The 18,937-nt window shown below is 72.2% G+C and carries 23 protein-coding genes; 17 read left to right on the top strand and 6 right to left on the bottom strand.

Going from position 1 to position 18,937, the window contains the following annotated elements; all coding sequences use genetic code 11:
- Positions 1-57 precede the first annotated feature (57 nt).
- Both L3X23_RS07085 and L3X23_RS07080 read left to right on the top strand, forming a co-directional pair.
- Positions 58-822 carry a sulfite exporter TauE/SafE family protein gene (locus L3X23_RS07085; RefSeq protein ID WP_237191300.1) on the top strand — a complete coding sequence of 255 codons (765 nt, stop codon included), beginning with the start codon at positions 58-60 and terminating at the stop codon, positions 820-822.
- Entirely contained in the window at positions 819-2,027 is a 1,209-nt protein-coding gene (locus L3X23_RS07080) for an SLC13 family permease (protein ID WP_237191299.1), read from the top strand. The genes L3X23_RS07085 and L3X23_RS07080 overlap by 4 nt, the downstream gene beginning before the upstream one ends.
- Here the strand turns inward: L3X23_RS07080 and L3X23_RS07075 are convergent.
- Genes L3X23_RS07075 through cobC form a run of 4 tightly spaced genes read right to left on the bottom strand, consistent with a single transcriptional unit; the run spans position 2,020 to position 5,616 of the window.
- On the bottom strand, positions 2,020-2,700 hold the full coding sequence (locus L3X23_RS07075) for a histidine phosphatase family protein (RefSeq protein WP_308116877.1): 681 nt from the start codon (positions 2,698-2,700) through the stop codon (positions 2,020-2,022). The genes L3X23_RS07080 and L3X23_RS07075 overlap by 8 nt on opposite strands.
- Positions 2,697-3,431: a zinc ribbon domain-containing protein gene (locus L3X23_RS07070; protein WP_218129677.1), complete on the bottom strand. Its 735-nt coding sequence runs from the start codon at positions 3,429-3,431 to the stop codon at positions 2,697-2,699. The genes L3X23_RS07075 and L3X23_RS07070 overlap by 4 nt, the downstream gene beginning before the upstream one ends.
- On the bottom strand, positions 3,428-4,552 hold the full coding sequence (locus L3X23_RS07065) for a Nif3-like dinuclear metal center hexameric protein (RefSeq protein WP_237191298.1): 1,125 nt from the start codon (positions 4,550-4,552) through the stop codon (positions 3,428-3,430). Before L3X23_RS07065 ends, L3X23_RS07070 begins: the two co-directional genes overlap by 4 nt.
- Entirely contained in the window at positions 4,549-5,616 is a 1,068-nt protein-coding gene (gene cobC, locus L3X23_RS07060; protein WP_237191297.1) for an Rv2231c family pyridoxal phosphate-dependent protein CobC, read from the bottom strand. Before cobC ends, L3X23_RS07065 begins: the two co-directional genes overlap by 4 nt.
- Positions 5,617-5,688: 72 nt before the next feature.
- Here cobC and L3X23_RS07055 point away from each other — a divergent pair, with 72 nt between their 5' ends.
- The 15 genes from L3X23_RS07055 to L3X23_RS06985 all read left to right on the top strand — a co-directional run bounded on the left by L3X23_RS07055 (position 5,689) and on the right by L3X23_RS06985 (position 17,806).
- Complete coding sequence (locus L3X23_RS07055) at positions 5,689-7,062, top strand: recombinase family protein (RefSeq protein WP_237191296.1); 1,374 nt, start codon at positions 5,689-5,691, stop codon at positions 7,060-7,062.
- A 499-nt stretch (positions 7,063-7,561) separates the two neighbouring features.
- Positions 7,562-7,993 (top strand): hypothetical protein, encoded by a 432-nt coding sequence (locus tag L3X23_RS07050; RefSeq protein ID WP_237191295.1) that lies wholly within the window; start codon positions 7,562-7,564, stop codon positions 7,991-7,993.
- 10 nt (positions 7,994-8,003) lie between these two features.
- Positions 8,004-9,728 (top strand): DnaB-like helicase N-terminal domain-containing protein, encoded by a 1,725-nt coding sequence (locus L3X23_RS07045; protein ID WP_237191294.1) that lies wholly within the window; start codon positions 8,004-8,006, stop codon positions 9,726-9,728.
- 218 nt (positions 9,729-9,946) lie between these two features.
- Positions 9,947-10,285, top strand: coding sequence for a WhiB family transcriptional regulator (locus tag L3X23_RS07040; RefSeq protein WP_237191293.1), 339 nt, complete (start codon positions 9,947-9,949; stop codon positions 10,283-10,285).
- On the top strand, positions 10,282-10,797 hold the full coding sequence (locus L3X23_RS07035; RefSeq protein WP_237191292.1) for a hypothetical protein: 516 nt from the start codon (positions 10,282-10,284) through the stop codon (positions 10,795-10,797). The genes L3X23_RS07040 and L3X23_RS07035 overlap by 4 nt, the downstream gene beginning before the upstream one ends.
- On the top strand, positions 10,794-11,048 hold the full coding sequence (locus L3X23_RS07030; RefSeq protein WP_237191291.1) for a hypothetical protein: 255 nt from the start codon (positions 10,794-10,796) through the stop codon (positions 11,046-11,048). Before L3X23_RS07035 ends, L3X23_RS07030 begins: the two co-directional genes overlap by 4 nt.
- Positions 11,045-11,428, top strand: coding sequence for a hypothetical protein (locus tag L3X23_RS07025; protein ID WP_237191290.1), 384 nt, complete (start codon positions 11,045-11,047; stop codon positions 11,426-11,428). The genes L3X23_RS07030 and L3X23_RS07025 overlap by 4 nt, the downstream gene beginning before the upstream one ends.
- Positions 11,429-11,589: 161 nt before the next feature.
- Entirely contained in the window at positions 11,590-11,847 is a 258-nt protein-coding gene (locus L3X23_RS07020; protein WP_237191289.1) for a hypothetical protein, read from the top strand.
- On the top strand, positions 11,844-12,029 hold the full coding sequence (locus L3X23_RS07015) for a hypothetical protein (protein WP_237191288.1): 186 nt from the start codon (positions 11,844-11,846) through the stop codon (positions 12,027-12,029). The genes L3X23_RS07020 and L3X23_RS07015 overlap by 4 nt, the downstream gene beginning before the upstream one ends.
- 47 nt (positions 12,030-12,076) lie before the next feature.
- Entirely contained in the window at positions 12,077-12,847 is a 771-nt protein-coding gene (locus L3X23_RS07010; RefSeq protein ID WP_237191287.1) for a head maturation protease, ClpP-related, read from the top strand.
- Complete coding sequence (locus L3X23_RS07005; RefSeq protein WP_237191286.1) at positions 12,844-13,101, top strand: hypothetical protein; 258 nt, start codon at positions 12,844-12,846, stop codon at positions 13,099-13,101. Before L3X23_RS07010 ends, L3X23_RS07005 begins: the two co-directional genes overlap by 4 nt.
- Positions 13,098-14,105 carry a hypothetical protein gene (locus L3X23_RS07000; protein WP_237191285.1) on the top strand — a complete coding sequence of 336 codons (1,008 nt, stop codon included), beginning with the start codon at positions 13,098-13,100 and terminating at the stop codon, positions 14,103-14,105. The genes L3X23_RS07005 and L3X23_RS07000 overlap by 4 nt, the downstream gene beginning before the upstream one ends.
- 10 nt (positions 14,106-14,115) lie before the next feature.
- A complete protein-coding gene (locus L3X23_RS06995; protein WP_237191284.1) occupies positions 14,116-14,493 on the top strand; it encodes a hypothetical protein in 378 nt (125 codons plus the stop codon).
- A gap of 128 nt (positions 14,494-14,621) precedes the next feature.
- Positions 14,622-17,516: a phage tail tape measure protein gene (locus L3X23_RS06990; RefSeq protein ID WP_237191283.1), complete on the top strand. Its 2,895-nt coding sequence runs from the start codon at positions 14,622-14,624 to the stop codon at positions 17,514-17,516.
- Complete coding sequence (locus L3X23_RS06985) at positions 17,516-17,806, top strand: hypothetical protein (RefSeq protein ID WP_237191282.1); 291 nt, start codon at positions 17,516-17,518, stop codon at positions 17,804-17,806. Before L3X23_RS06990 ends, L3X23_RS06985 begins: the two co-directional genes overlap by 1 nt.
- 163 nt (positions 17,807-17,969) lie before the next feature.
- On the opposite strand, the gene L3X23_RS06980 is transcribed toward L3X23_RS06985, so the two are convergent.
- Entirely contained in the window at positions 17,970-18,428 is a 459-nt protein-coding gene (locus tag L3X23_RS06980) for a hypothetical protein (protein WP_237191281.1), read from the bottom strand.
- On the bottom strand, positions 18,425-18,841 hold the full coding sequence (locus L3X23_RS06975; RefSeq protein WP_237191280.1) for a hypothetical protein: 417 nt from the start codon (positions 18,839-18,841) through the stop codon (positions 18,425-18,427). Before L3X23_RS06975 ends, L3X23_RS06980 begins: the two co-directional genes overlap by 4 nt.
- Positions 18,842-18,937: the final 96 nt, after the last annotated feature.

Here is an 18,937-nt window from a genome sequence, read left to right as displayed (position 1 = left end):
ACTCTACCGGTCGAGGCGGACTCCGCGGCCGCGGGCTCGCGCGGTTAGGGTTTCGCCGTGCATGCGACGCCGGGTCAGCTCGTCTTCCTCGTGGTGGCGGGGCTGGTGGCGGGGGCGGTGAACGCCGTGGCGGGCGGCGGGTCCCTGCTGGTCTTCCCCGCGCTGTTGGCCGTGGGGCTGAACCCGCTCGCCGCGAACGTCACCAACTCGGTGGCGCAGTGGCCGGGGTACGCCGGGATCGTGCTGGGCAACCGCCGGGAGCTGCAGGGGCAGCGGCGGCGCATCGTGTCGACGAGCATCGCGGCGGCGCTCGGGTCGGTGGTCGGATGCGTCCTGCTCCTGACCCTGCCGGCGAGCGTGTTCGACGCCGTCGTCCCCGTCCTGGTGATCGCGGCGAGCGTGCTGATGGCACTCGGCCCGCGGATCAAGCGGTGGATCGGGGCGCCCGGCGACGGCGCCGCGGAGCCGCGCGACCGGATCTGGCTGCTCCCGGTGATGTTCCTGGCCGGGATCTACGGCGGCTACTTCGGCGGGGCGTTGGGCGTCATCCTGATCTCCACGCTCTCCCTGCTCACGCACGACCGCCTGGTCCGGCTCAACGCGCTCAAGGGCGTGCTCTCGCTGGTCGCCGCGACCGTCACCGTGGTGATCTTCAGCCTGGGGGCGCCGGTCGACTGGACCGCCGTGGCGGTGGTGGCCCCCACGACCTTGATCGGCGGGTATGTCGGGGCCCGCGTCGCGCGTCGGCTGCCGGAGACGGTGCTGCGCTGGTGCGTGGTGGCGCTCGGGCTGGCCGTGGGCGTGTACCTGCTGGTCACATGACCGTCCTGGCCGTCGCGCTGCTCGCGGTCGTCCTCGTCGTCGCCGTGCTCCGACCGGTGCCGGAGGCGGTGGTCGCCGTCCCGGCCGCCGCGCTGACCGTGCTGCTCGGCGTGCTGCCCTGGGACGCGGCCCGGGCCGAGGTCGCCGAACTCGGCCCGACCGTCGGGTTCCTCGCCGCGATCCTGCTGCTGGGCAGGCTCGCGGAGGCCGAGGGGGTGTTCGCCTGGCTCGGCGCCCGGCTCGCGCACACCTCGCACGGACGGGCGCGGCGGCTGTTCACCCTGGTCTTCCTCGCCGCCACGGGCGTGACGACGGTGCTCAGCCTGGACGCGACCGTCGTCCTGCTGACCCCCGTCGTGCTGGCGACCACCGCCCGGCTGCGCGTCCCGAACCGCCCGCACGCCTACGCCTGCGTGCACCTGTCGAACGCGGGTTCGCTGCTCCTGCCGGTCTCGAACCTCACCAACCTGCTGGTGTTCGAGGCCTCCGGGCTCACGTTCGTCGGGTTCGCGGCGCTCATGGCGCTGCCCTGGCTGGTCACGCTGGCGATCGAGTACGGCGTGCTGCGGTGGTTCTTCCGCCGCGACCTGCCGGACGCCGAGACCCCCACCCCGCCGGACCTGCCGACCCCGCGGTTCGCGCTGGTCGTGCTCGGGCTGACCCTCGCCGGGTTCGGGGTGTCGGGGTACCTGGGCGTCGAACCGGTGTGGATCGCGAGCGCGGGCGCCCTGGTCCTCGCGGTCCGGGCTCTGGTCCGCCGCGAGACGACCGTGCGCGGGCTCGTGGCCGGGACGTCCCCGTTGTTCTGCCTGTTCGTCCTCGCCCTGGGCGTGGTGGTGGCCGGGGTCAGCGCCCACGGCCTCTCCGACGCCCTCGCCGGGCTCCTCCCGACGACGACGGGTCTGGTCGAGCTGCTGACGGTGGCCGGGCTCGCCGCGGTCCTGGCGAACCTGGTCAACAACCTGCCCGCGACCCTCGTCCTGCTCGCCGCGCTGGGGCCCGCGCCCGCCCCGGCGCTGGTCCTGGCCCTGCTGCTCGGGGTGAACATCGGGCCGAACCTGACCTACGTGGGGTCGCTGGCCACCCTGCTGTGGCGCCGGATCCTCCCGACGCCCCCGCGCCTGGCCACCTTCACCGTGCTCGGCCTGCTGACCGTGCCGGCCTGCCTGGCCGCCTCGACCGTGGCGCTGTGGCTGGTCACCTGAGCCGCGGGGAGTCCGGGCCGCCCAGGTGCGAGGTGTCGTTGACCAGCCGGACGGTGGCGTTGCCGTCGGCGAAGAAGTCCGCCACCGAGAGCGACGCCAGGTCCAGGTGCAGCCGGTAGAGGATCGACTCGCCGACGCCCAGCGCGGTCTGCAGGATCAGCTTGATCGGCGTGACGTGGCTGACCAGCAGCACCGTCCGCCCGCCGAACTCCGCGACGATCTCGGTGAGGGCCGCGTCCACCCGGGCACCCGCGGTCTCGAAGCTCTCGCCCCCGGGCGGCGCCACGTCCGCGCTGCCCAGCCACCGCCCGAAGAGCTCCGGATCGCGCTCGCGGGCCTCGAGGAACGTCAGCCCCTCCCAGGAGCCGAAGTCCGTCTCGATCAGGCCCGCCCGCACCTCGACCGGCACGTCGATCGCCTTGGACACGGCCTCGGCGGTCTGCCGGGCGCGCAGCAGCGGCGAGCAGAGGATCGCGTCGATGCCGCCGCGGGCCGCCATCCGCTCGGCGGCGGCGTCCGCCTGGGCGAGCCCGAGATCGGTCAGCGCGGGATCACCCAGCCCCGAGTAGCGCTTCTCCACCGAGAGTGGGGTCTGGCCGTGGCGCAGCAGCAACAGCCTGCTGACGGCACCGCGCTGGCCGCTCCACGCCGCCGAGCCGGAGGGCGCACTCACAATCCCGACTCCCCCGTGCGGACCAGGATGGCGCCGCACTCCTCGCAGTGCACCACGTCCTCCGGAGCCGCGGCCTTCAGCCTGCCGAGGAAGGTCCGGTCCAGCTCCAGCCGACAGGCCCCGCAGCGCCGCTCCCGCAGCAGCCCGGCCCCGACCTTGCCCTGCGCGTGCCGGGCCTCGTACTCGGCGAGCAGGTCCGCGGGCAGGTCCGGCAGGATCGCGGCCCGGTCCCGGGTCCGGCCCGCCTCGGCGGCGTCGAGATCGGCGAGCGCGGTGTCCCGCCGCACGGTGACGGCGGCCAGCGCCTCCTCGGACTCCGCCAGCACCCGGCGGGCGTGGTCGAGGTTGCCGCCCAACGCCTCCCGCTGCTCCATGACCTCGAGCTGCTCGTCCTCCAGGGTGGACTGGCGGCGGGCGAGGGTCTCCAGCTCGTGCTGCAGGTCCTGCGCCTGCTTGGCCCCGATGCCGCCCGCGAGCAGGGTCTTGTCCCGGTCGGTCCGGGCCCGGACGCCGTCGATGTCCCGTTCCAGCCGCGTGATGTCCCGGTCCAGGTCCCCGGCCGCCGTCTCGGCCTCGACCAGGGCGTCCTTGGCCGCCCGGACGGCACCCTCGGCCGCGGTCAGCTCGGCGTGCTCGGGCAGCGCCCGACGGCGGTGGGCGAGCCGGGTCAGCTCGGCGTCGACCCCGGCCAGGTCGAGCAGCCGCTTCTGCGCGGCGGGTGCGGCCTTCACGCGTTCCTCCCGAGGGTCCAGGGATCGGTCCGGATCGTCGAGACCCGCGTGTCGACGCTACCCCCCAGCTCCTTGTCGATCACCGCCGCCGCCTGCGCGCACCACGGCCACTCCGACGCCCAGTGCGCCACGTCCACCAGTGCGGGGCCGCCCGCGAGCAGGTGCTCCGACGCGGGATGGTGGCGCAGGTCCGCGGTCACGTAGGCGTCCACACCGGCCGCGACCGCCGCGGACAGCGCCGAGTCCCCCGCGCCGCCGCACACCGCCACCCGCTCGACGACCCGGTCCGGGTCCCCCGCCGCCCGCACCCCCCACGCCGTCTCCGGCAGCGCCGCGGCCACCCGGGAGGTGAAGGCGGACAACGGTTCCGGCGCGATCGTGCCGACCCGCCCGAGACCCCGGCGGCTCGGCAGCTCGGCCAGCTCCAGGACGTCGAACGCCGGTTCCTCGTAGGGGTGGCTCGCGCGCAGCGCCTCGACGACGGCCCGCCTGCGGTGGCGCGGCAACACCATCTCCAAGCGCGTCTCGGCGACCCGCTCCAGCCGCCCCACCTCGCCGATCGCCGGGTTCGCCCCGGCGTGCGGGAGGAACTGGCCGGTCCCGGCGGTGGCGAAGGAGCAGTGCGAGTAGTCGCCGATCTCACCCGCGCCCGCCGCCGAGAGCGCCTCGTGGACCGCCCGGATCGCCGCACCGGTGGGCACGAACGCGACGATCTTGTCGAGCGGGTCGGCGGGCTTGGGCTGCAGCGGGCCCGTCACGGTGAGCCCGAGCGCCTCGGCGAGGGCGTCGTTGACGCCCGGGTCGGCCGAGTCGGCGTTGGTGTGGGCGGTGTAGAGCCCGACGCCGTTGCGGATCAGCCGGTGCAGCAGCGCCCCCTTGGGGGTGTCGGCCCCGACGCCGTGCACGCCGCGCAACAGCAGCGGATGGTGGGTGACCAGGAGCTGGGCCCCGGTCCCGATCGCCTCGTCGACGGTCTCGGGCACCGCGTCGACGGCGAACAGGACCGACGAGACCGGCTCGGCGGGGTCGCCACAGACCAGGCCGACCGCGTCCCAGCCCTCGGCGAGGGCGGGCGGGTAGGCGGCCTCCAGGACGGCGGTGATCTCCGCCAACGTGGTCATGCTGCTACACCTACCAGCACCGCCCGCAGTGCCTCGACCAGGACCGCCACCCGCGCGGGTTCGCGGACCGCCACCCGGACGTACTCGGGTCCCAGGCCCGGGAAGGTGTCCCCCCGCCGGACCGCGATCCCTCTGTCCCGCAAGCGCTCCCGGGTGCCGACCGGGACGCGCAGGAGCAGGTAGGGCGCCACCCCGGGCAGCACCTCGACGCCGGGCAGCGCGGCGAGCGCCGCGGCCTGGTGCGCGCGGTGGGCCGCCAGCGTGCCCGCCAGCGCGGCCGCCTCGGCGACGGCGGTGGGCTCGGAGCAGGCGATCACCGCCTCCAGCGCGAGCGTGCCGACCGGCCACTGTGGGCGCGGCGCGGCGAGCCGGGCGAGCAGATCGGGGGCGCCGAGGGCGTAGCCCGCGCGCAGCCCCGCGAGCGCCCAGGTCTTGGTGAGCGACCGGAACACGAGGAAGCCCGGCTCGCCCGCCATCGACCCCGGCTCCCCCGGGATCGCGTCCAGGAACGCCTCGTCCACCAGGACGGTCCGACCGGGGCGGCGGAGCGCGCGCAGGTTCGCGTGGAGCACCCCGGTGGGGTTCGTCGGGTTCCCGACGACGACGAGGTCGGCCTCCTCCGGCACGGCCGCCGGGTCCAGCCGATGGTCACCGGTGGTGAGCACGTGCACGACCGGCACCCCCGCCGTCCGCAGGGCGGCCTCCGGCTCGGTGAACCCGGGGTGCACGATCGCCGCGAGCCGCGGACGCAGGGCCGGGAGCAGCGCGAACCCCTCGGCGCTGCCCGCCAGGACCAGCACCTCGGCGGGGTCGCGGCCGTGCCGCGCGGCCACGGCCTCGCGGGCACGGCGGTCGTGGTCGGCGGAGGGGTAGCGGGCGAGGTCGTCGAGCGCGGCGGCCAGCCGGTCCCGCAGCCACCGCGGCGGGGCCGCGCCCTGGACGTTCACCGCGAAGTCGACCAGCCCCGATGACGCTTCGACGTCACCATGGTGACGGAGCGTATCGACGGGTGAATCGGACTCCGTGGGATGAGTCTCCTTCGGTCCATCCGTCACACCCGTCATACCCCGGCACCTTACGGTTGCGGGGTGCATGTCAGTTTCGTCTGAACCGACATTCACGCTAGCATCTTTCGCGTGGACCACAAGGGCGGCCTCTACCTCCGCATCTCACAGGACCGCGTCGGAGCCGGGCTCGGCGTCGAGCGCCAAGAGCAGGACGGCCGCCAGCTCGCCGAACGACTCGGCATCCCGATCGTCGACGTCTACGTCGACAACGACACCTCGGCCTACAGCGGCAAGACCCGACCCGAGTACGAGCGCCTCATCGCCGACATCGAGTCCGGCTACGTCACCGCCGTCCTGGCCTGGCACGCCGACCGCCTCCACCGCTCCCCCGTCGAGCTCGAGCGCTACATCGCCGTCTGCGAGCAACACGACGTCCCGACCCACACCGTCCGGGCCGGGGTGCTCGACCTGTCCACAGCGGCAGGCAGGATGACCGCGCGGATCACAGGCGCCGTCGCGCGCCACGAGAGCGAGCAGAAGGGCGAGCGGGTGGCGCGACAGAAGCAGCAGGCACAGGCGGCCGGGAAGTGGCTCGGCGGTCGACGACCGTTCGGCTTCCAGGCAGACGGGGTGACCCCGCACCCCGAGGAAGCCGCGGCCATCGTCGACGCCACCCGGCGGGCGCTGGCCGGCGAGACCATGCGCTCGATCTTCACCGAGTGGAACTCCCTCGGGAGGACCACGACGACCGGACGGCCGTGGACCGGGTCGCAGCTGCGACAGATGCTGCTCCGCCCCCGCAACGCCGGGCTCGTCGGCAACCTGGAGCGGATCGTCGGGGAAGCCGAGTGGGCCCCGCTGGTCGACCGCGAGGCATGGGAGGCACTACGCGCTCTGCTGACCGACAGCGCCCGGGTCACGCACTCGGGGAACACCTCGCGGAAGCTGATCGGGTCGTTCCTGTACCGCTGCGACTGCGGCGAGGTCGTCATGTCCGGCGGTCAGCGCTCGGACGGCGGCGGCCGGTACGCCTGCCGAACCATGCACATGCGGCGGGCCGCCGCGCCGATCGACGACCTCGTCCTCCGGGTCGTGGCCGCGAAGCTGGACGCCGAGGGCATCGAGCTGATGCCCGCCTCGGTGGACCTCGCCCCCCTGCAACAGCGTCGGGACACCCTGCGGGTCCGCTCCGAGGAGATCGCAGCCATGTTCGCCGACCCGTCGTCGGGGATGACCGGGGACCAGTTCCGCACCGCCAACGCCCGCGTGCAGCACGACCTCCGGGAGGCGGAGGCCGCGCTCGGGCGGGCATCGTCCGGGTCGGCTCTGGCGGGCATCGCCGACGTGCCGAAGCCTGGCGAGGCGTTTCTGCGTGCGGGGATCGACCGTCAGCGACTCGTCATCGACACCTTGCTGACGGTCGTCATCCGCCGGGTGGCCTCGGGTCGCCGAGCGGACGGAAGTTACTTCGACCCCGAAAGCGTGGAGTTTCGCTGGAGGTAGTAGTCCCACTAGGCCATTCGAGTGCTACGGTCTCTAGCGGATGGCAATGACGCCCCCGTAGACAGCCAGAATCCGATCTCCTGGTATCCCCCGGATCAACTCGATCGACAGGCCGCGGCGAGCACCACAGAAGCGCCGCGGATCTAGTCGGTACGCCGGACGGACCTTGAGATACGGGCTGCCGGAGCCGGACACTCGCATGGGCCGTGCACGTCTACGAGACCCGCCCCCGTGGCTACGCCGGCCGAGGGCAGAACCCGAGCTCCTGGAGTTCTGCCATGCCAGACCCTGTCCTGAGCGCGCGCAGTCGGTTCAACGCGATCCGCCAGCACCGTGGCGACGCCGACCCCGCAACCCTCGACGCTCGCCGCGATCTCGTCGCCGCACGCCTCGCTGCGTTCGTCGAGCAGGTGGTCGCCGACTCACCGCCCCTCCGCCCCGATCAGGTCCAGCGGATCTCGGCGCTCCTCGCCCCTTCTCGGACGGAGGCGGCAGCAGGATGAGCCAGACATGCGACAGCCCCGGAGAGGCGAACTCCGGGGCCGTCGGAAGTAAGTCCAGCTGGGCCGCGGGACGCAACGAGGATAGCGCGACGGTCCGGCTCGACGAAGCCACCGACCGCGAGACGTACATCGAGAACCTCGTCGCCGCCGAGCTGGACCTCGGGAACGGCTTCGTCGCATCGATCGAAGTCCACCCCACCACGGGAAGCTGGTGGCCCTGGCTGGTCCTGGTCTCCGGCGGGCACACCTGCCGCCTCGAGCACGGGTGCTACTGCCGCGACTGCGCGCCCCACGAGCAACGCGGCCGGCTACCACGCAACATTCTCGATCGGTTCCGGCGATGCACCGCGCAGGCGACCAGCACCGGCGAGCGGTGCCGCAACCGGGTTCACCCGTCTCGGGATCGCTGCGTCTGGCACGCGACATGAGGAGCAGGCGGTGACGGCGACCGAGGCGGCGGGGCAGCCGCCACACGACCTGCACGCCGAGGCGAACCTGCTCGGCTCGATGCTGCTCGGCGACCACCACGCGCAGACCGCACTGACCCTGGTCACCCCCGATCGGCTCTACGACGATCGGCACCGCGCGGTGTTCGACGCGATCGCCTGCGCGGTCGACGAGCTCGGATCCGCCGATCCGGTCGCGGTCGCCACCGAGCTCGACCGACGGACGGAGCTCCGCCTGCCGTCCGGGATCAACAACTGGGCCACGTACCTCGGCCAGCTCATCGACAGCGTGGCCAGCGTGCCCCGGGTCGAGGTCTACGCGGAGCAGGTGACCGAGGTCGCCCACCGCCGGCGGCTGCTGCAGCTCGGCCAGCTCACCCAGCAGCTCGCCGTGCAGAGCCTCGACGACCCGGCGGACCTGCTGGCCCGGATCCGGGTAGAGCTGGCCGACATCGAGGACCGCGTCGGCCGCGCCGGGCTCACCCCGGACGAGCGACGTCAGGCGAAGCTGGTCGAGGCAGCGCTGGAGCGCAAGCGCGCCGATCTCGCGGCGGCCGAGCAGCTCGCCGCTGAGGCCCAGGCCGAGACGACGAACTCGTGGGCCCCGGTCGACCTCGGCCCGTACCTACGCGGCGAGGTCGAGCGCGCGGAGCCGTCTCTCGGGCTCTCCCGGACCGACGGGATCCGGCTGCTCTACCCCGGCAAGGAACACGCCGTCGTGGGCGAGATGGAGGCCGGGAAGTCGTGGCTCTGCCTCGCGTCCGTCGCAGCCGAGCTGATGGCCGGTGAGCACGTCGTCTACATCCACTTCGAGGAGGGCGACCCAGGCGACAGCATCGAGCGGCTGCGACTGCTCGGCGTCCCTACGGATCTGATCCTGACGCGCTTCCGGTTCGTCGGGCCCGAGCGGATGGTCAGTCGCGACGCGCTCGATGCCCTGCTCTCCCCCGCCCCGTCCCTGGTCGTGCTGGACGGGGTGAACGAGGGCATGGCGCTTCACAGCCTCGCGATCCGCGACGAGGACGGCGCGGCGGCGTTCCGGCGGCTGCTCGTGAAGCCCTGCACCCGCGTCGGCGCCGCGGTGCTCTCCGCGGACCACGTCGTGAAGGATCCCGAGCGGCGCGGCCGGTACGGGCTCGGCTCCGTGCACAAGGGCAACGGTCTGTCCGGGGCGCTGATCATGATGGAGAACGCGGAGCCGTTCGGCCGGAGCCAGCGCGGACGATCCCGCGTGTTCATCACGAAGGACCGCCCCGGCAGCCTCCGGCAGCACGGGCGCCCGGACAAGCAGGTGCAGGGCAAGACGTACATGGGTGAGCTGGTCGTCGACGACAGCCAGACCTATGGCCCCGACCTGACCCTGCGGTTCTTCGCTCCGCCCCCGGACGAGCCCGTGACCGACGGGAAGACCGACGGGCAGCTGTCGCTCTTGCACGAGCTGATCCTCGGGGTGTTCGAGCAGGCCGACGGGAAGGCCTTCGACTCGCAGCGGTCGCTGCTCGGCGCGGTTCGCACGACGGGCGGAAAGCACCGCCGCCAGGGCCTCACGGACGCGCTCGACGACCTCGTGGCGCGCGGCTTGATCGCGACCAGGCCGGGCCGCGGACCGGCCACCGGATACGTCCTCGTCGAGGCCGATCCGAATGTGTCCCAAGATCACGACGGGACGCATTCGGGACACACTCCGGGACACATTCCGGACGGGGCAGCTCGGTGACCGGCGGGACGCACTTCGGGACACATTGTCTGACCGGGCCCACCCAGTGCCTGACCTGCGCATACCTCCCCTGCGGGCTACTCGCCCGCCCCTATGTGTCCCATGCGTCCCGGTGTGTCCGGGACTCACGGGTCGAGCCAATGCGTCCCGCCGCGCTCCCCTCTATGGGAGCGGGGGCGGGACGCACTCGACGGCACATCAGGAAGAAGGAGCCCCGCATGAGACCTGTCGACCTCGCACCCAAGATCCACCCGCTCGCTGCCGCGGTGGCCGAGCTGCTCGGCCCGGAGCTGAACGGCGCCGCGTGCGCCGGCCTCGCCCCAGCGTTCGACAGCGACATCGACGGCGAGAGTCAGGCCGACCGCGCCGCCCGTCTCGTAGAAGCGCGCCGTATCTGCCGAACCTGCGCCGTCCGGCCGACCTGCGACCAGGCAGCGACCGAGGGGCCGATGAACACCTCCGGTGTCTGGGGCGGACGCGTGTGGATCGCCACCGGCCGAGCCAAGTCGAGGCTCAGCCTCGAAGACCAGCGCACGCGCGAAGGAGAAGCAGCATGACCACCCTCCAGCAGCCCGCCGAGCTTGACCTCACGACGCCCGCGCCCACCGGGAAGCCGCCGAAGCCCGCACCGACGGTGCAGCAGCGGCTCGCCGCGATCGGCGTCGCCCGCCTCCCGCACGGCATCCGCGGCGACCGACAGCTCCAGGCCCTCGTCGAGTGGGCGGAGAGCTGGAGCCTCACCCTCGACCCAGCTGGTGCCTGCACACACTGGCTCCTCAACCACGGCCGCTGCTCCTTCGGCTGCAACCAGCCCGACCACACCCGCCCCCTCTGGGCCCAGCGCGTCACCGCCTGGACCCACCACGGGCAGCCTGTCCTGCTCGTCGCCCGCCCCGACCGGCTCACCGGCCCGAGCATCAGCCAACTCGCCTCCGCCGCGCGCACCGCCGACATCGAAGTCGCCGGGATCGGGTGGGGCGGAGTCGCCGAGGTGTTCGTCCAGATCTGGCGACCCGGCGCCGAGGTCGAGATCCGCGGGCACCTCGGCAGGACGGAGGGCACCGCATGAGCACCCCGCGCAAGGAACCCGCACAGCCCGACATCCACGCCACCCTCGGCCTGGTCGCCCACCTCAACCGCGGCGACCTGGTCGCCGCACTCGCCGTCCTCGAGGATCCCGACGTCGACGCCGAGCTCGTCGCCATCGTCCTCGCCATCGCGCTCATCGGCGGACTACGCGCCACCGGCGTCGACCCCGCCGAGTGGGTCCTCGGCAGCCAGCTCCAGCACCCAGGCTGGACAGGAGAGGGCCCGGCATGACTACCACCCTCGACCGTCGAGGCCGATCCCCGTACAAGCGCAGGCGCGCCGCGCTGTGGGCCGCGCACACCGACGGCGACACCTGCCCCCGCTGCCTCGGCCCCATGTACCGAGCCCAAGGGCTGCAGGCAGACCACGTCGAGACCATGGCCATGGTCGACCCCAAGGCCCTACCCGACAGCCTCAGCCACATGGTGTGCAACACCAGGCACGGGCAGGCCGTGGGCGCCGCCACCCGCAAGCTCGACGAGCGGTTCCCCGATCCCGAACAGCGCGAGGTCGAGAAGCTCCGCATCGTCGCCGAGGTCACCGCCCGAGTGCACGCCGAGCTTCGAGCCCATCGAGCACCGCGCACCACCCGAACCTCAAGGACCTGGTGACACAGCGTGAACAGAAACCGCAGGTCAACGCAGCAGCGACCCGGAAACTCTCAACGAGTCGACCTCCGACCGGGGGTCCAGGGCCGGGGTGGAGCCCGCTCTCTCTCGCGCTCTCGTTTTCGCGAATCGAAATCTGCGTCTCGCGCGCGTAGGAGGTCACGGTGAGTAGCGACCCAGGGCAGGTCCTGGAGGCTGTTCTGGCCGAGCTGGAGGCCATGCCGGAGCGGGTTCAGGCCTCGCCGGAGGCGGTGATGGCGCGTCTGCTGGCCCAGGAGGTCGACGGCGGCGGCTGGAAGCACGCCGGGAGCCTTCGGGTGGCGCTGGTGAACGCCCGGAAGCGCGACGCTGAGGTGCGGGCGCAGATCCGGGCTGAGGAGCGGGCCCGGAACCTGGCTGCGCAGTGGATCGGGTCCGAGTGAGGGCCCCAGGTAGCCGGCGGCTGCCGGTGTTCGCGCTGCTGGACGTCGTGGGTCTGTGCCTGGTGTGTCTGGGCCTCGGGATCGGGGTCGGAGCGCTGGTGTCGGTCGCGGTCGGGATCGCGACCGGGATGGTCGTCGGCGGGGCGGCGTGCCTGGTGATGGCGCGGGCGGTGGAGCAGTGAACGGGAACGAGGTCTGGCCAGTGGTTGGTCGGCGGGATGGGGAGATCATGGGTACGAAGCAGGGCCGGTGCGGTGTGTACGCCGCGGCGGGCACCTCCGAGTTGTGGTTGATGGACGAGGTCGGCGCGTACGGCGTGACGGCGAAGCAGTTCCTCGCCGATCTGAAGCTCGCCGGGTCCGGTCCGCTGGACGTTCACGTCAGCTCGCCGGGCGGGGATGTCTGGGACGGCCTCGCGATGTTCGAGGCGCTGCGGTCGCACGTCGGGAAGGTCACGGTGTACGTCGACTCGCTCGCCGCGTCGATCGCCTCGGTGATCGCGATGGCCGCCGACGAGGTGGTGATGGCGCCGGGCGCGATGATGATGATCCACGAGGCTGCGACGGCGACGTGGGGCGACGAACGGGACCATCTCGCATCGGCTGCGCTCCTGGGGCAGATCTCGACCCTGCTGTCGGAGATCTACGCGGCCCGCGCCGGCGGTAGGCCGTCGCAGTGGCGGGCGACGATGCGTGAGGAGACCTGGTACTCCGCCTCGGAGGCAGTCGCTGCGGGGTTGGCGGACCGGGTCGCGGAGCCGCCGACGCTGAGGGCGCCACTGGCCCGCCTGGAGCGGTCTGTGGGTGCGGCCGCGGCGCGGCCGCACCGGAACATGTCCGCCTCGATGAGGGAGGCGTTCCGGGCGAACGGGTCGGCTGTGCGGGGAGTGGTCCTGGCCCGCGCTGGCGGTGCGGCCCGACGCCCTGCGAACCGTCGAGCGACGCCGTCCGCGGACTGGCTGCTGAAGGTCGCGGCCGCGGTGCAGCGGGCGGCGCGGTGACCGATCGACGGGACCTGCCGGCGGTGCCGGAACAGGTCTTCCGGGTGTCCGACGGCTCCTCGGCCGTCGTGTCGCCGGAGGAGGTAGCCGTCTTGGCCGCGAAGCGCGGTCTGACGGTGCAGGAGTACCAGATGTGGCTGCGGCGGCGCACCGAGGCGCTGACCGCGGCCAACCAGATGGGGCTGGCGGTCGGCGACATCGCCGAGCTGCTGGTGAAGACCGAGATGACCGATGGAGAGGCTGAGGGATCGTGACGATCACAGACAAGATCAAGCAGGCGGTGGCGGAGCTCGCGGGCCTGCGAGCGGCCCGGCCGGACCTGGACCTGCCCGACGAGGTGCTCGAGGCGGCGTCGCGGTTCGCCGGGAACCGGCAGATCGAGGAGCGCACCCGGGAGCTGCGCGCAGCACAGGAGAAGGTGCGAGCGCTGGAGGCGGCGAAGGTCGACGCGGACGCGGCGGTCACCGCTCACGAGCAGGCCTACAAGGCTCACCGCGGGTCGGTGACGGCGTCGGCGAAGGCACTCGGGGCGTCCCGCGATGCGGTGGCGGCGAAGCTGTCGACGGCGATCGTGGCGTTGCAGGAGCTGCACACGGCGGCGACCGATCACCGGGCGCTGACAGAGGAGACCGCGGCGACGCTGCGCGCGGCCGGGCTGATCTGCCGGTACGAGGACGAGTACTCGACCGTGGACTTCGAGGACGCGGGGGCGGAGCCGCGCGGCTCGGCACTGGTGTTGGGCGGCAAGTGGTGGAAGCCGATCGACCCGGCCGCGGTGATCGACGTCGCCCTGTACGGGGTGTGGCGGGGTGTGGCGGGCGAGTTCGAGGCGGTGACGAGCCGGCCCCGGCGGCGAGCTCGTGAGGTCCTCGACTACGGCGGTGAGCTGCTGGCCGCGGTGAAGCTGCCGGAGCCGTTCGTGCGGCAGCTCAGCGCCGAGCAGAAGGCGTACACCGAGTCGCAGCGGGCGTTCCGCGAGCTGCTCCGCGGGCCGGGGCCGTCGAAGGCCCAGCTCGAGGAGCACCGGCGGGAGCAGGAGCTGGAGGCCGCGCGGCGGGCGAGCCAGCACCGGATGGCGGAGCGCCAGTACGCGCACCGGCGCTACCTGCTGGTGAGGGAGAAGGGCGAGGAGTACGTCCGCGGTCTCGAGGAGCAGCACTTCAACGGGGAGCCGCTCGGCCACGACGCCCAGTGGTGGGCGAAGCAGCAGATCAACGAGGAGCAGGCCGAGCGAATCGCCGCCGGCCAGGCTCTCTGAGGAGGACGACATGCCGAGCAAGACCGAGCGAATGCGGATCGATGACCTGCGAGAGGTGGTGCGGATGAACCGCGCCGGCACCTCGAGCGTGATGATCGCGAAAGCGCTCAACGACATGGGGATCAACGTGCCGCGCGCCGCGCACTGGCGCGACGGAGGCCCGCCGCCGCTCCCTGGCGCACAGCAGGTCGCCTACAACATGCCCACGGACCACGGGAGGTGGAACGCGCAGACGGTTGACGCGGTCGTGGCCTCGACGGAGGTCGCTGCGGCGATCGCGGGGATCGCGAACCCTTCGACGATGTGGTCGACGGCGCAGGCGACGTCTGGGCTGACCGATCCCTTCGAGCTGGCGAAGGTCAGGACCACAACCCTGACGATCGCCTGACCCCTTGATCGGCGCGGCCCGCGCCCGCACCCGCCTCGGTGGGCGCGGGGCGCGCCACCCCCGGCCGTCGCTTCCCGGCGGCCGTCCGACCAGCGAGAGGCAGCACAGTGGCCAACGGCTCGAACGAAGTGGAAATCCTCGTCAAGGCGACGGACCAGACGGCGAAAGGGTTCGGCGACACCAAGAAGGGCGCGAACGAGCTCAAGGGCGAGATCTCGAAGCTCGAAGCCGAGCTCCGCGCAATCGGCAAGATCCGCAGCAAGGCGGAGATCGACGCCGACACCAAGGTGGCGGAGACGAAGATCGCGGCGACGGAGGCGCGCCTCGAGGAGCTCCGCGCGAAGCCGACGAGCCCGAAGATCGAGGCGGACATCGCCGTCGCCGAGCGGAACCTCGGCCGCTTGCAGACGCAGCTGGAGGGCCTGCGCGGTGAGGCGGCCGCGCAGATCAACGCGAAGGCAGACACCGCCGCGGCGGAGTCCAGGCTCGCTGGGCTGAAGGCGCAGGCCCGGGAGCTCGACGGGATGAGCCCGGAGATCAAGCCGGAGGTCGACACCAGCGACGTCCAGTCCGGCATGTCGAAGATCGGCGAGATGGTGAAGGCCCCGGCGCTCGCCGCCGGCGCGGTCGGGGGCGCGACCCTCGGCGTCGGCTTCGCGAACAGCCTGGACTTCGGGGCGGCAGACGCGAAGATGCGCGCAAGCCTCAACCTGTCGAAGGAGGAGGCGGCGAAGGCCGGTGCGGCCGCGTCGATCGTGTTCGCCAGGGGCTACACCGACAACATGTCCGAGGTCACCGACGCGATCGGCGCGATCGGCACCTCCATGGTCGACCTCGGCACGATCTCCCAGCCCGAGCTGGAGGCGCTCGCCAGGAAGGCGCTGAAGCTCGCCGACGTGTTCGACGTCGACGTCACCGAGGCCACGCGCGCCGCCGGACGGCTCATGAAGTCCGGTCTCGCAGCGGACGCCGACGAGGCCTTCGACCTGATCACCGCCGGGATGTCGCAGGTCGGGGACGCCTCCGGCGACATGCTCGACACGATGAACGAGTACTCCCCGTTCCTGCAGCGGCTGGGCATCGACGGTGAGTCCGCGTTCGGGTCGCTCGCCGCGGCGCAGAAGCTCGGGATCCGCGACACCGACGCGTGGGGCGACGCGATCAAGGAGTTCTCGCTCCGGGCGATCGACACCGCGGACTCGACGACGGACGCCTACAAGTCGCTGCGGCTCGACGCCGACAAGACTCGCGACGCCATCGCCAAGGGCGGCCCGGAGGCCGAGAAGGCGATGTCGCAGGTAGTGCAGGCCCTGATGAAGGTCCAGGACCCGGTCGAGCGCAACCGGATCGGCGTCGAGCTGTTCGGCACCCAGTGGGAGGACACGGCGCGGGACATCCTGCCCGCGCTGGACCCGCTGGCGAACAAGATGGGCGACGTCGAGGGCGCCACCGACCGCATGGTCGACCAGGCCACCACGGCGAAGGACAAGGTTCAGGGCCTGAAGAACAGCTTCGACGAGTGGACCGCGTCCCTCGTCGAGACCGACGGCCCACTCGGAGACGTCGCCACCGGCCTCATGGCGTTCGGCCCGCAGGCCCTCGACGTCGTCGGGGACCTGGCCCCCATGCTCGCCGCCCTGAAGATGTCCGGCATCGCCGACGCCATCAAGTCCGGGCCGGTCAAGGCCGTCGACGAGATCGGCGACGCCGCCGACCGGAGCGCGACGAAGGTCGGGAAGGGCGGCAAGGGCGGGCTCGTCGGGGCGCTCGGCTCAATCGCCGCCTTCACCGCCGCGGGGGCCCTCGCCGCGAACGGCGTCAACGAGATGAACAAGGCCTTCGCCGACGACGAAGGGCTCACCGGCTGGGCCTCCGCGCTGGACTTCGGCACCCAGAACCTCAACGACCTGCTCAGCGGGGACTTCGACGGCTTCGCCAACCGGCTCGAAGGTGCCTGGGCCCAGGTGGAACGGGCGATGTCCGGGAAGAACCTGTTCGAGTTCGACGTGAACCTCGGCCCGGCGCAGGAGCAGGTCTCCGGCTTCATGGACTCGCTGCGGGGGCAGGTCGGGACGGTCGAGATCAACGGCCGCACCGACGACGCCGTCCAAGCCCTCGCCGACATCACGCAGAAGATCAAGCAGGGCGGCGGCGAGGTCACGATCAACGGCCAGACCATGGACGCGGAGAAGGCCCTCGACCTCGTCGTGAAGCAGATCAACGCCTCGGGCGGCATGGTCTCGGTCAACGGGAACATGGTCCCGGCCGGCGACGCGCTGAAGATGTTCCTCGGCGACGTGCAGCGCACCGTCGCTGCCCTGGTCATCGACGGGAACACCGACCCGGCGTCGGGGAAGGTGACCGCCGTCCTGGACTACGCCAACGGCTCGACCGGAACCGTGACCTTGGAGGGCGACCCGTACCTGGCCAACGGCAAGGTCGAGCAGATCGTGCAGTTCGCGAACGGCTCACAGGGCACCGTCATCATCGAGGGCAACCCGGACCCGGCGACGGGGAAGGTGCAGGCCACGGTCCGGTACGCCGACGGTTCGACGGGCCGGATCCTCGTCGACGCCCGCACCGGGCAGGCCGAGGAGGCAATCAACCACGCCGCCCGGAACCGGACGGCGACGATCACCGTGAACTGGGCGGGGCTCGACCGCAACATCGACCCCCGCTACGGCGGCGGCCGCATCACCGGCGCCGCGACCGGCGGCATCCGGAGCGGCCCGACCCTCGTCGGTGAGCGCGGCCCGGAGCTCGTCCGCGCCTACGCGGACGGCGGGATCTTCAGCGGCCGCACCGGGTGGGTCGGGGAGAACGGGCCCGAGCTGGTCAACCTGCCCGCCGGGTCGACCGTCTACCCGACAGGCCAGTCACAGCAGATGGCCGCGGCTGGCGGCGGCGGGGGCGCGATGCGGATCGACGTCCACTTCACCGGCAACACCGACAGCGCCATGTCCACCGCGATCATGCACCTCATCCGCACTGGCCAGATCCAGATCAAGGGAGTGAACATCTGATGCGCGACCTCACCCCCGACGGCCTCTCTCAGGCCCTCGCCCTCGTCGAGTTCCACCTCGACGGCGACACCGCATCCGCGGACCAGCTGCTCCAGCACGTCCACCCGGGCGACATCATCCGGGCGCTCGTCGAGCTCGTCGACGCCGCGATCGGCAACCACGACGGCGACACCCGGCAGTGGATCGCCGGGTTCCGGCAGCAGTGGACTGCCGGGCAGGTGGTGCTGCGCGAGGGGATGACGGTGGACGAGTTCCTCGAGGCGCTGCGGCGGCTTCAGCACGGGGACTGACCGACCTCGGCGTCAACCTCACCGCCCCGGCGCTTGGTCACCAGCCGGAGCGGATGGAAGGTCGGGGAGGCGTCCATCCTCTGATCGGGGCGCCGCTGGCACCCGGCCTGCGCCGACACCCGCACCGCCCCGGCCGCCGTGTGGCGGCCGGGGCGGTGCCGCGTCAGTCGACGATCCGGAAGGGCGCCATGCTGCTCAACGCGCCGTTGGCCTCGGTGGCGAACGCGTAGTTCCCCGCGGGCAACGTCTGATCGACGAAGTTGAACGCGGCGAAGAACCGGAAGCCGCCGAGTGGGCCGAGCTCCGGGGACACCGCGACATCCTTTGCGTCTCCAAGGATCGTCACGAACTGGTCGCCCTCGCCCTCGGCCGCCAGCTCGAACGCGGTCAGCTTCACCCTGTCCATCCCCTTGCCGCCGTCGTGGACCGCGCCGACGGAGATCCGAATCTCGGGCGTCGTCCCGAGGTCGTCGGGCGCGAGGTCGACGACGACCGCGACCGCGAAAGTCAGTAGCCCGCCACGGACTCCAAGCTGTAGCTCGGCGGGGCCGGCCATCTCGAGGTCGAGCAGTCCACCGGAGACGGCAGCTCGTCGGCAGACGATGGTGGTAGTCGTGATCACGATGTCTCACGCTCCGCGAGAGCGTCGTCGCCCAGCAGCAGCACGCGTTCGGCCGAGCGGTACGACCACGCTGCTCCACTGTCGAGTTCCCGCTTGTGCGAGACGCACAGCGCCAACTCGATGCGCCGCCCGCTGTACTCGATCGCCCCGACGTCACCGACCGCAGAGCCGCAGCGCAGGACTCGGCACTCGATGTGCTTGAGCGCGTCCTCCACCTCCTCAAGATCCATGACGAGGTGAGCGGGCGGGTCGAGGACCCGCGTGCCGCCGCGGCTCATCACCACGTATCCGTCGTCGGCGATCAGCCGCCACCCCGTGATCCGCTGATTGGTAGGAAGCGTGACGTCGTAGGGCAGCAGCGTCCAGCCCTTCGCCGTCGCCTGTTCTCGGAGCAGCTGCTCGCGGTTGCTCATCGATCCCCCCATCCCGGCCCGCACCGCGCGGGCGAATGACAGAAGTGTGAGACCAGACCACCACGCTTCTCCCCGAATCTGAGAGGTCGGCCACCA

This window comes from Pseudonocardia sp. WMMC193 (assembly GCF_021728735.1).
Lineage (GTDB): Bacteria > Actinomycetota > Actinomycetes > Mycobacteriales > Pseudonocardiaceae > Pseudonocardia > Pseudonocardia oroxyli.
This window is presented reverse-complemented; position numbering and strand designations above follow the sequence as displayed.

Excerpts from the sequence above, each read along its gene's own strand:
- L3X23_RS07035 (WP_237191292.1), top strand. The coding sequence starts at position 10,282 with ATGACCACCCTCCAGCAGCCCGCCGAGCTTGACCTCACGACGCCCGCG.
- L3X23_RS07080 (WP_237191299.1), top strand. The coding sequence starts at position 819 with ATGACCGTCCTGGCCGTCGCGCTGCTCGCGGTCGTCCTCGTCGTCGCC.
- L3X23_RS07030 (WP_237191291.1), top strand. The coding sequence starts at position 10,794 with ATGAGCACCCCGCGCAAGGAACCCGCACAGCCCGACATCCACGCCACC.
- L3X23_RS07025 (WP_237191290.1), top strand. The coding sequence starts at position 11,045 with ATGACTACCACCCTCGACCGTCGAGGCCGATCCCCGTACAAGCGCAGG.
- L3X23_RS06995 (WP_237191284.1), top strand. The coding sequence starts at position 14,116 with ATGCCGAGCAAGACCGAGCGAATGCGGATCGATGACCTGCGAGAGGTG.
- L3X23_RS07040 (WP_237191293.1), top strand. The coding sequence starts at position 9,947 with ATGAGACCTGTCGACCTCGCACCCAAGATCCACCCGCTCGCTGCCGCG.
- L3X23_RS07010 (WP_237191287.1), top strand. The coding sequence starts at position 12,077 with ATGGGTACGAAGCAGGGCCGGTGCGGTGTGTACGCCGCGGCGGGCACC.
- L3X23_RS07050 (WP_237191295.1), top strand. The coding sequence starts at position 7,562 with ATGAGCCAGACATGCGACAGCCCCGGAGAGGCGAACTCCGGGGCCGTC.
- L3X23_RS07065 (WP_237191298.1), bottom strand. The coding sequence starts at position 4,552 with ATGACCACGTTGGCGGAGATCACCGCCGTCCTGGAGGCCGCCTACCCG.
- L3X23_RS06985 (WP_237191282.1), top strand. The coding sequence starts at position 17,516 with ATGCGCGACCTCACCCCCGACGGCCTCTCTCAGGCCCTCGCCCTCGTC.
- L3X23_RS06975 (WP_237191280.1), bottom strand. The coding sequence starts at position 18,841 with ATGAGCAACCGCGAGCAGCTGCTCCGAGAACAGGCGACGGCGAAGGGC.
- cobC (WP_237191297.1), bottom strand. The coding sequence starts at position 5,616 with ATGACGGGTGTGACGGATGGACCGAAGGAGACTCATCCCACGGAGTCC.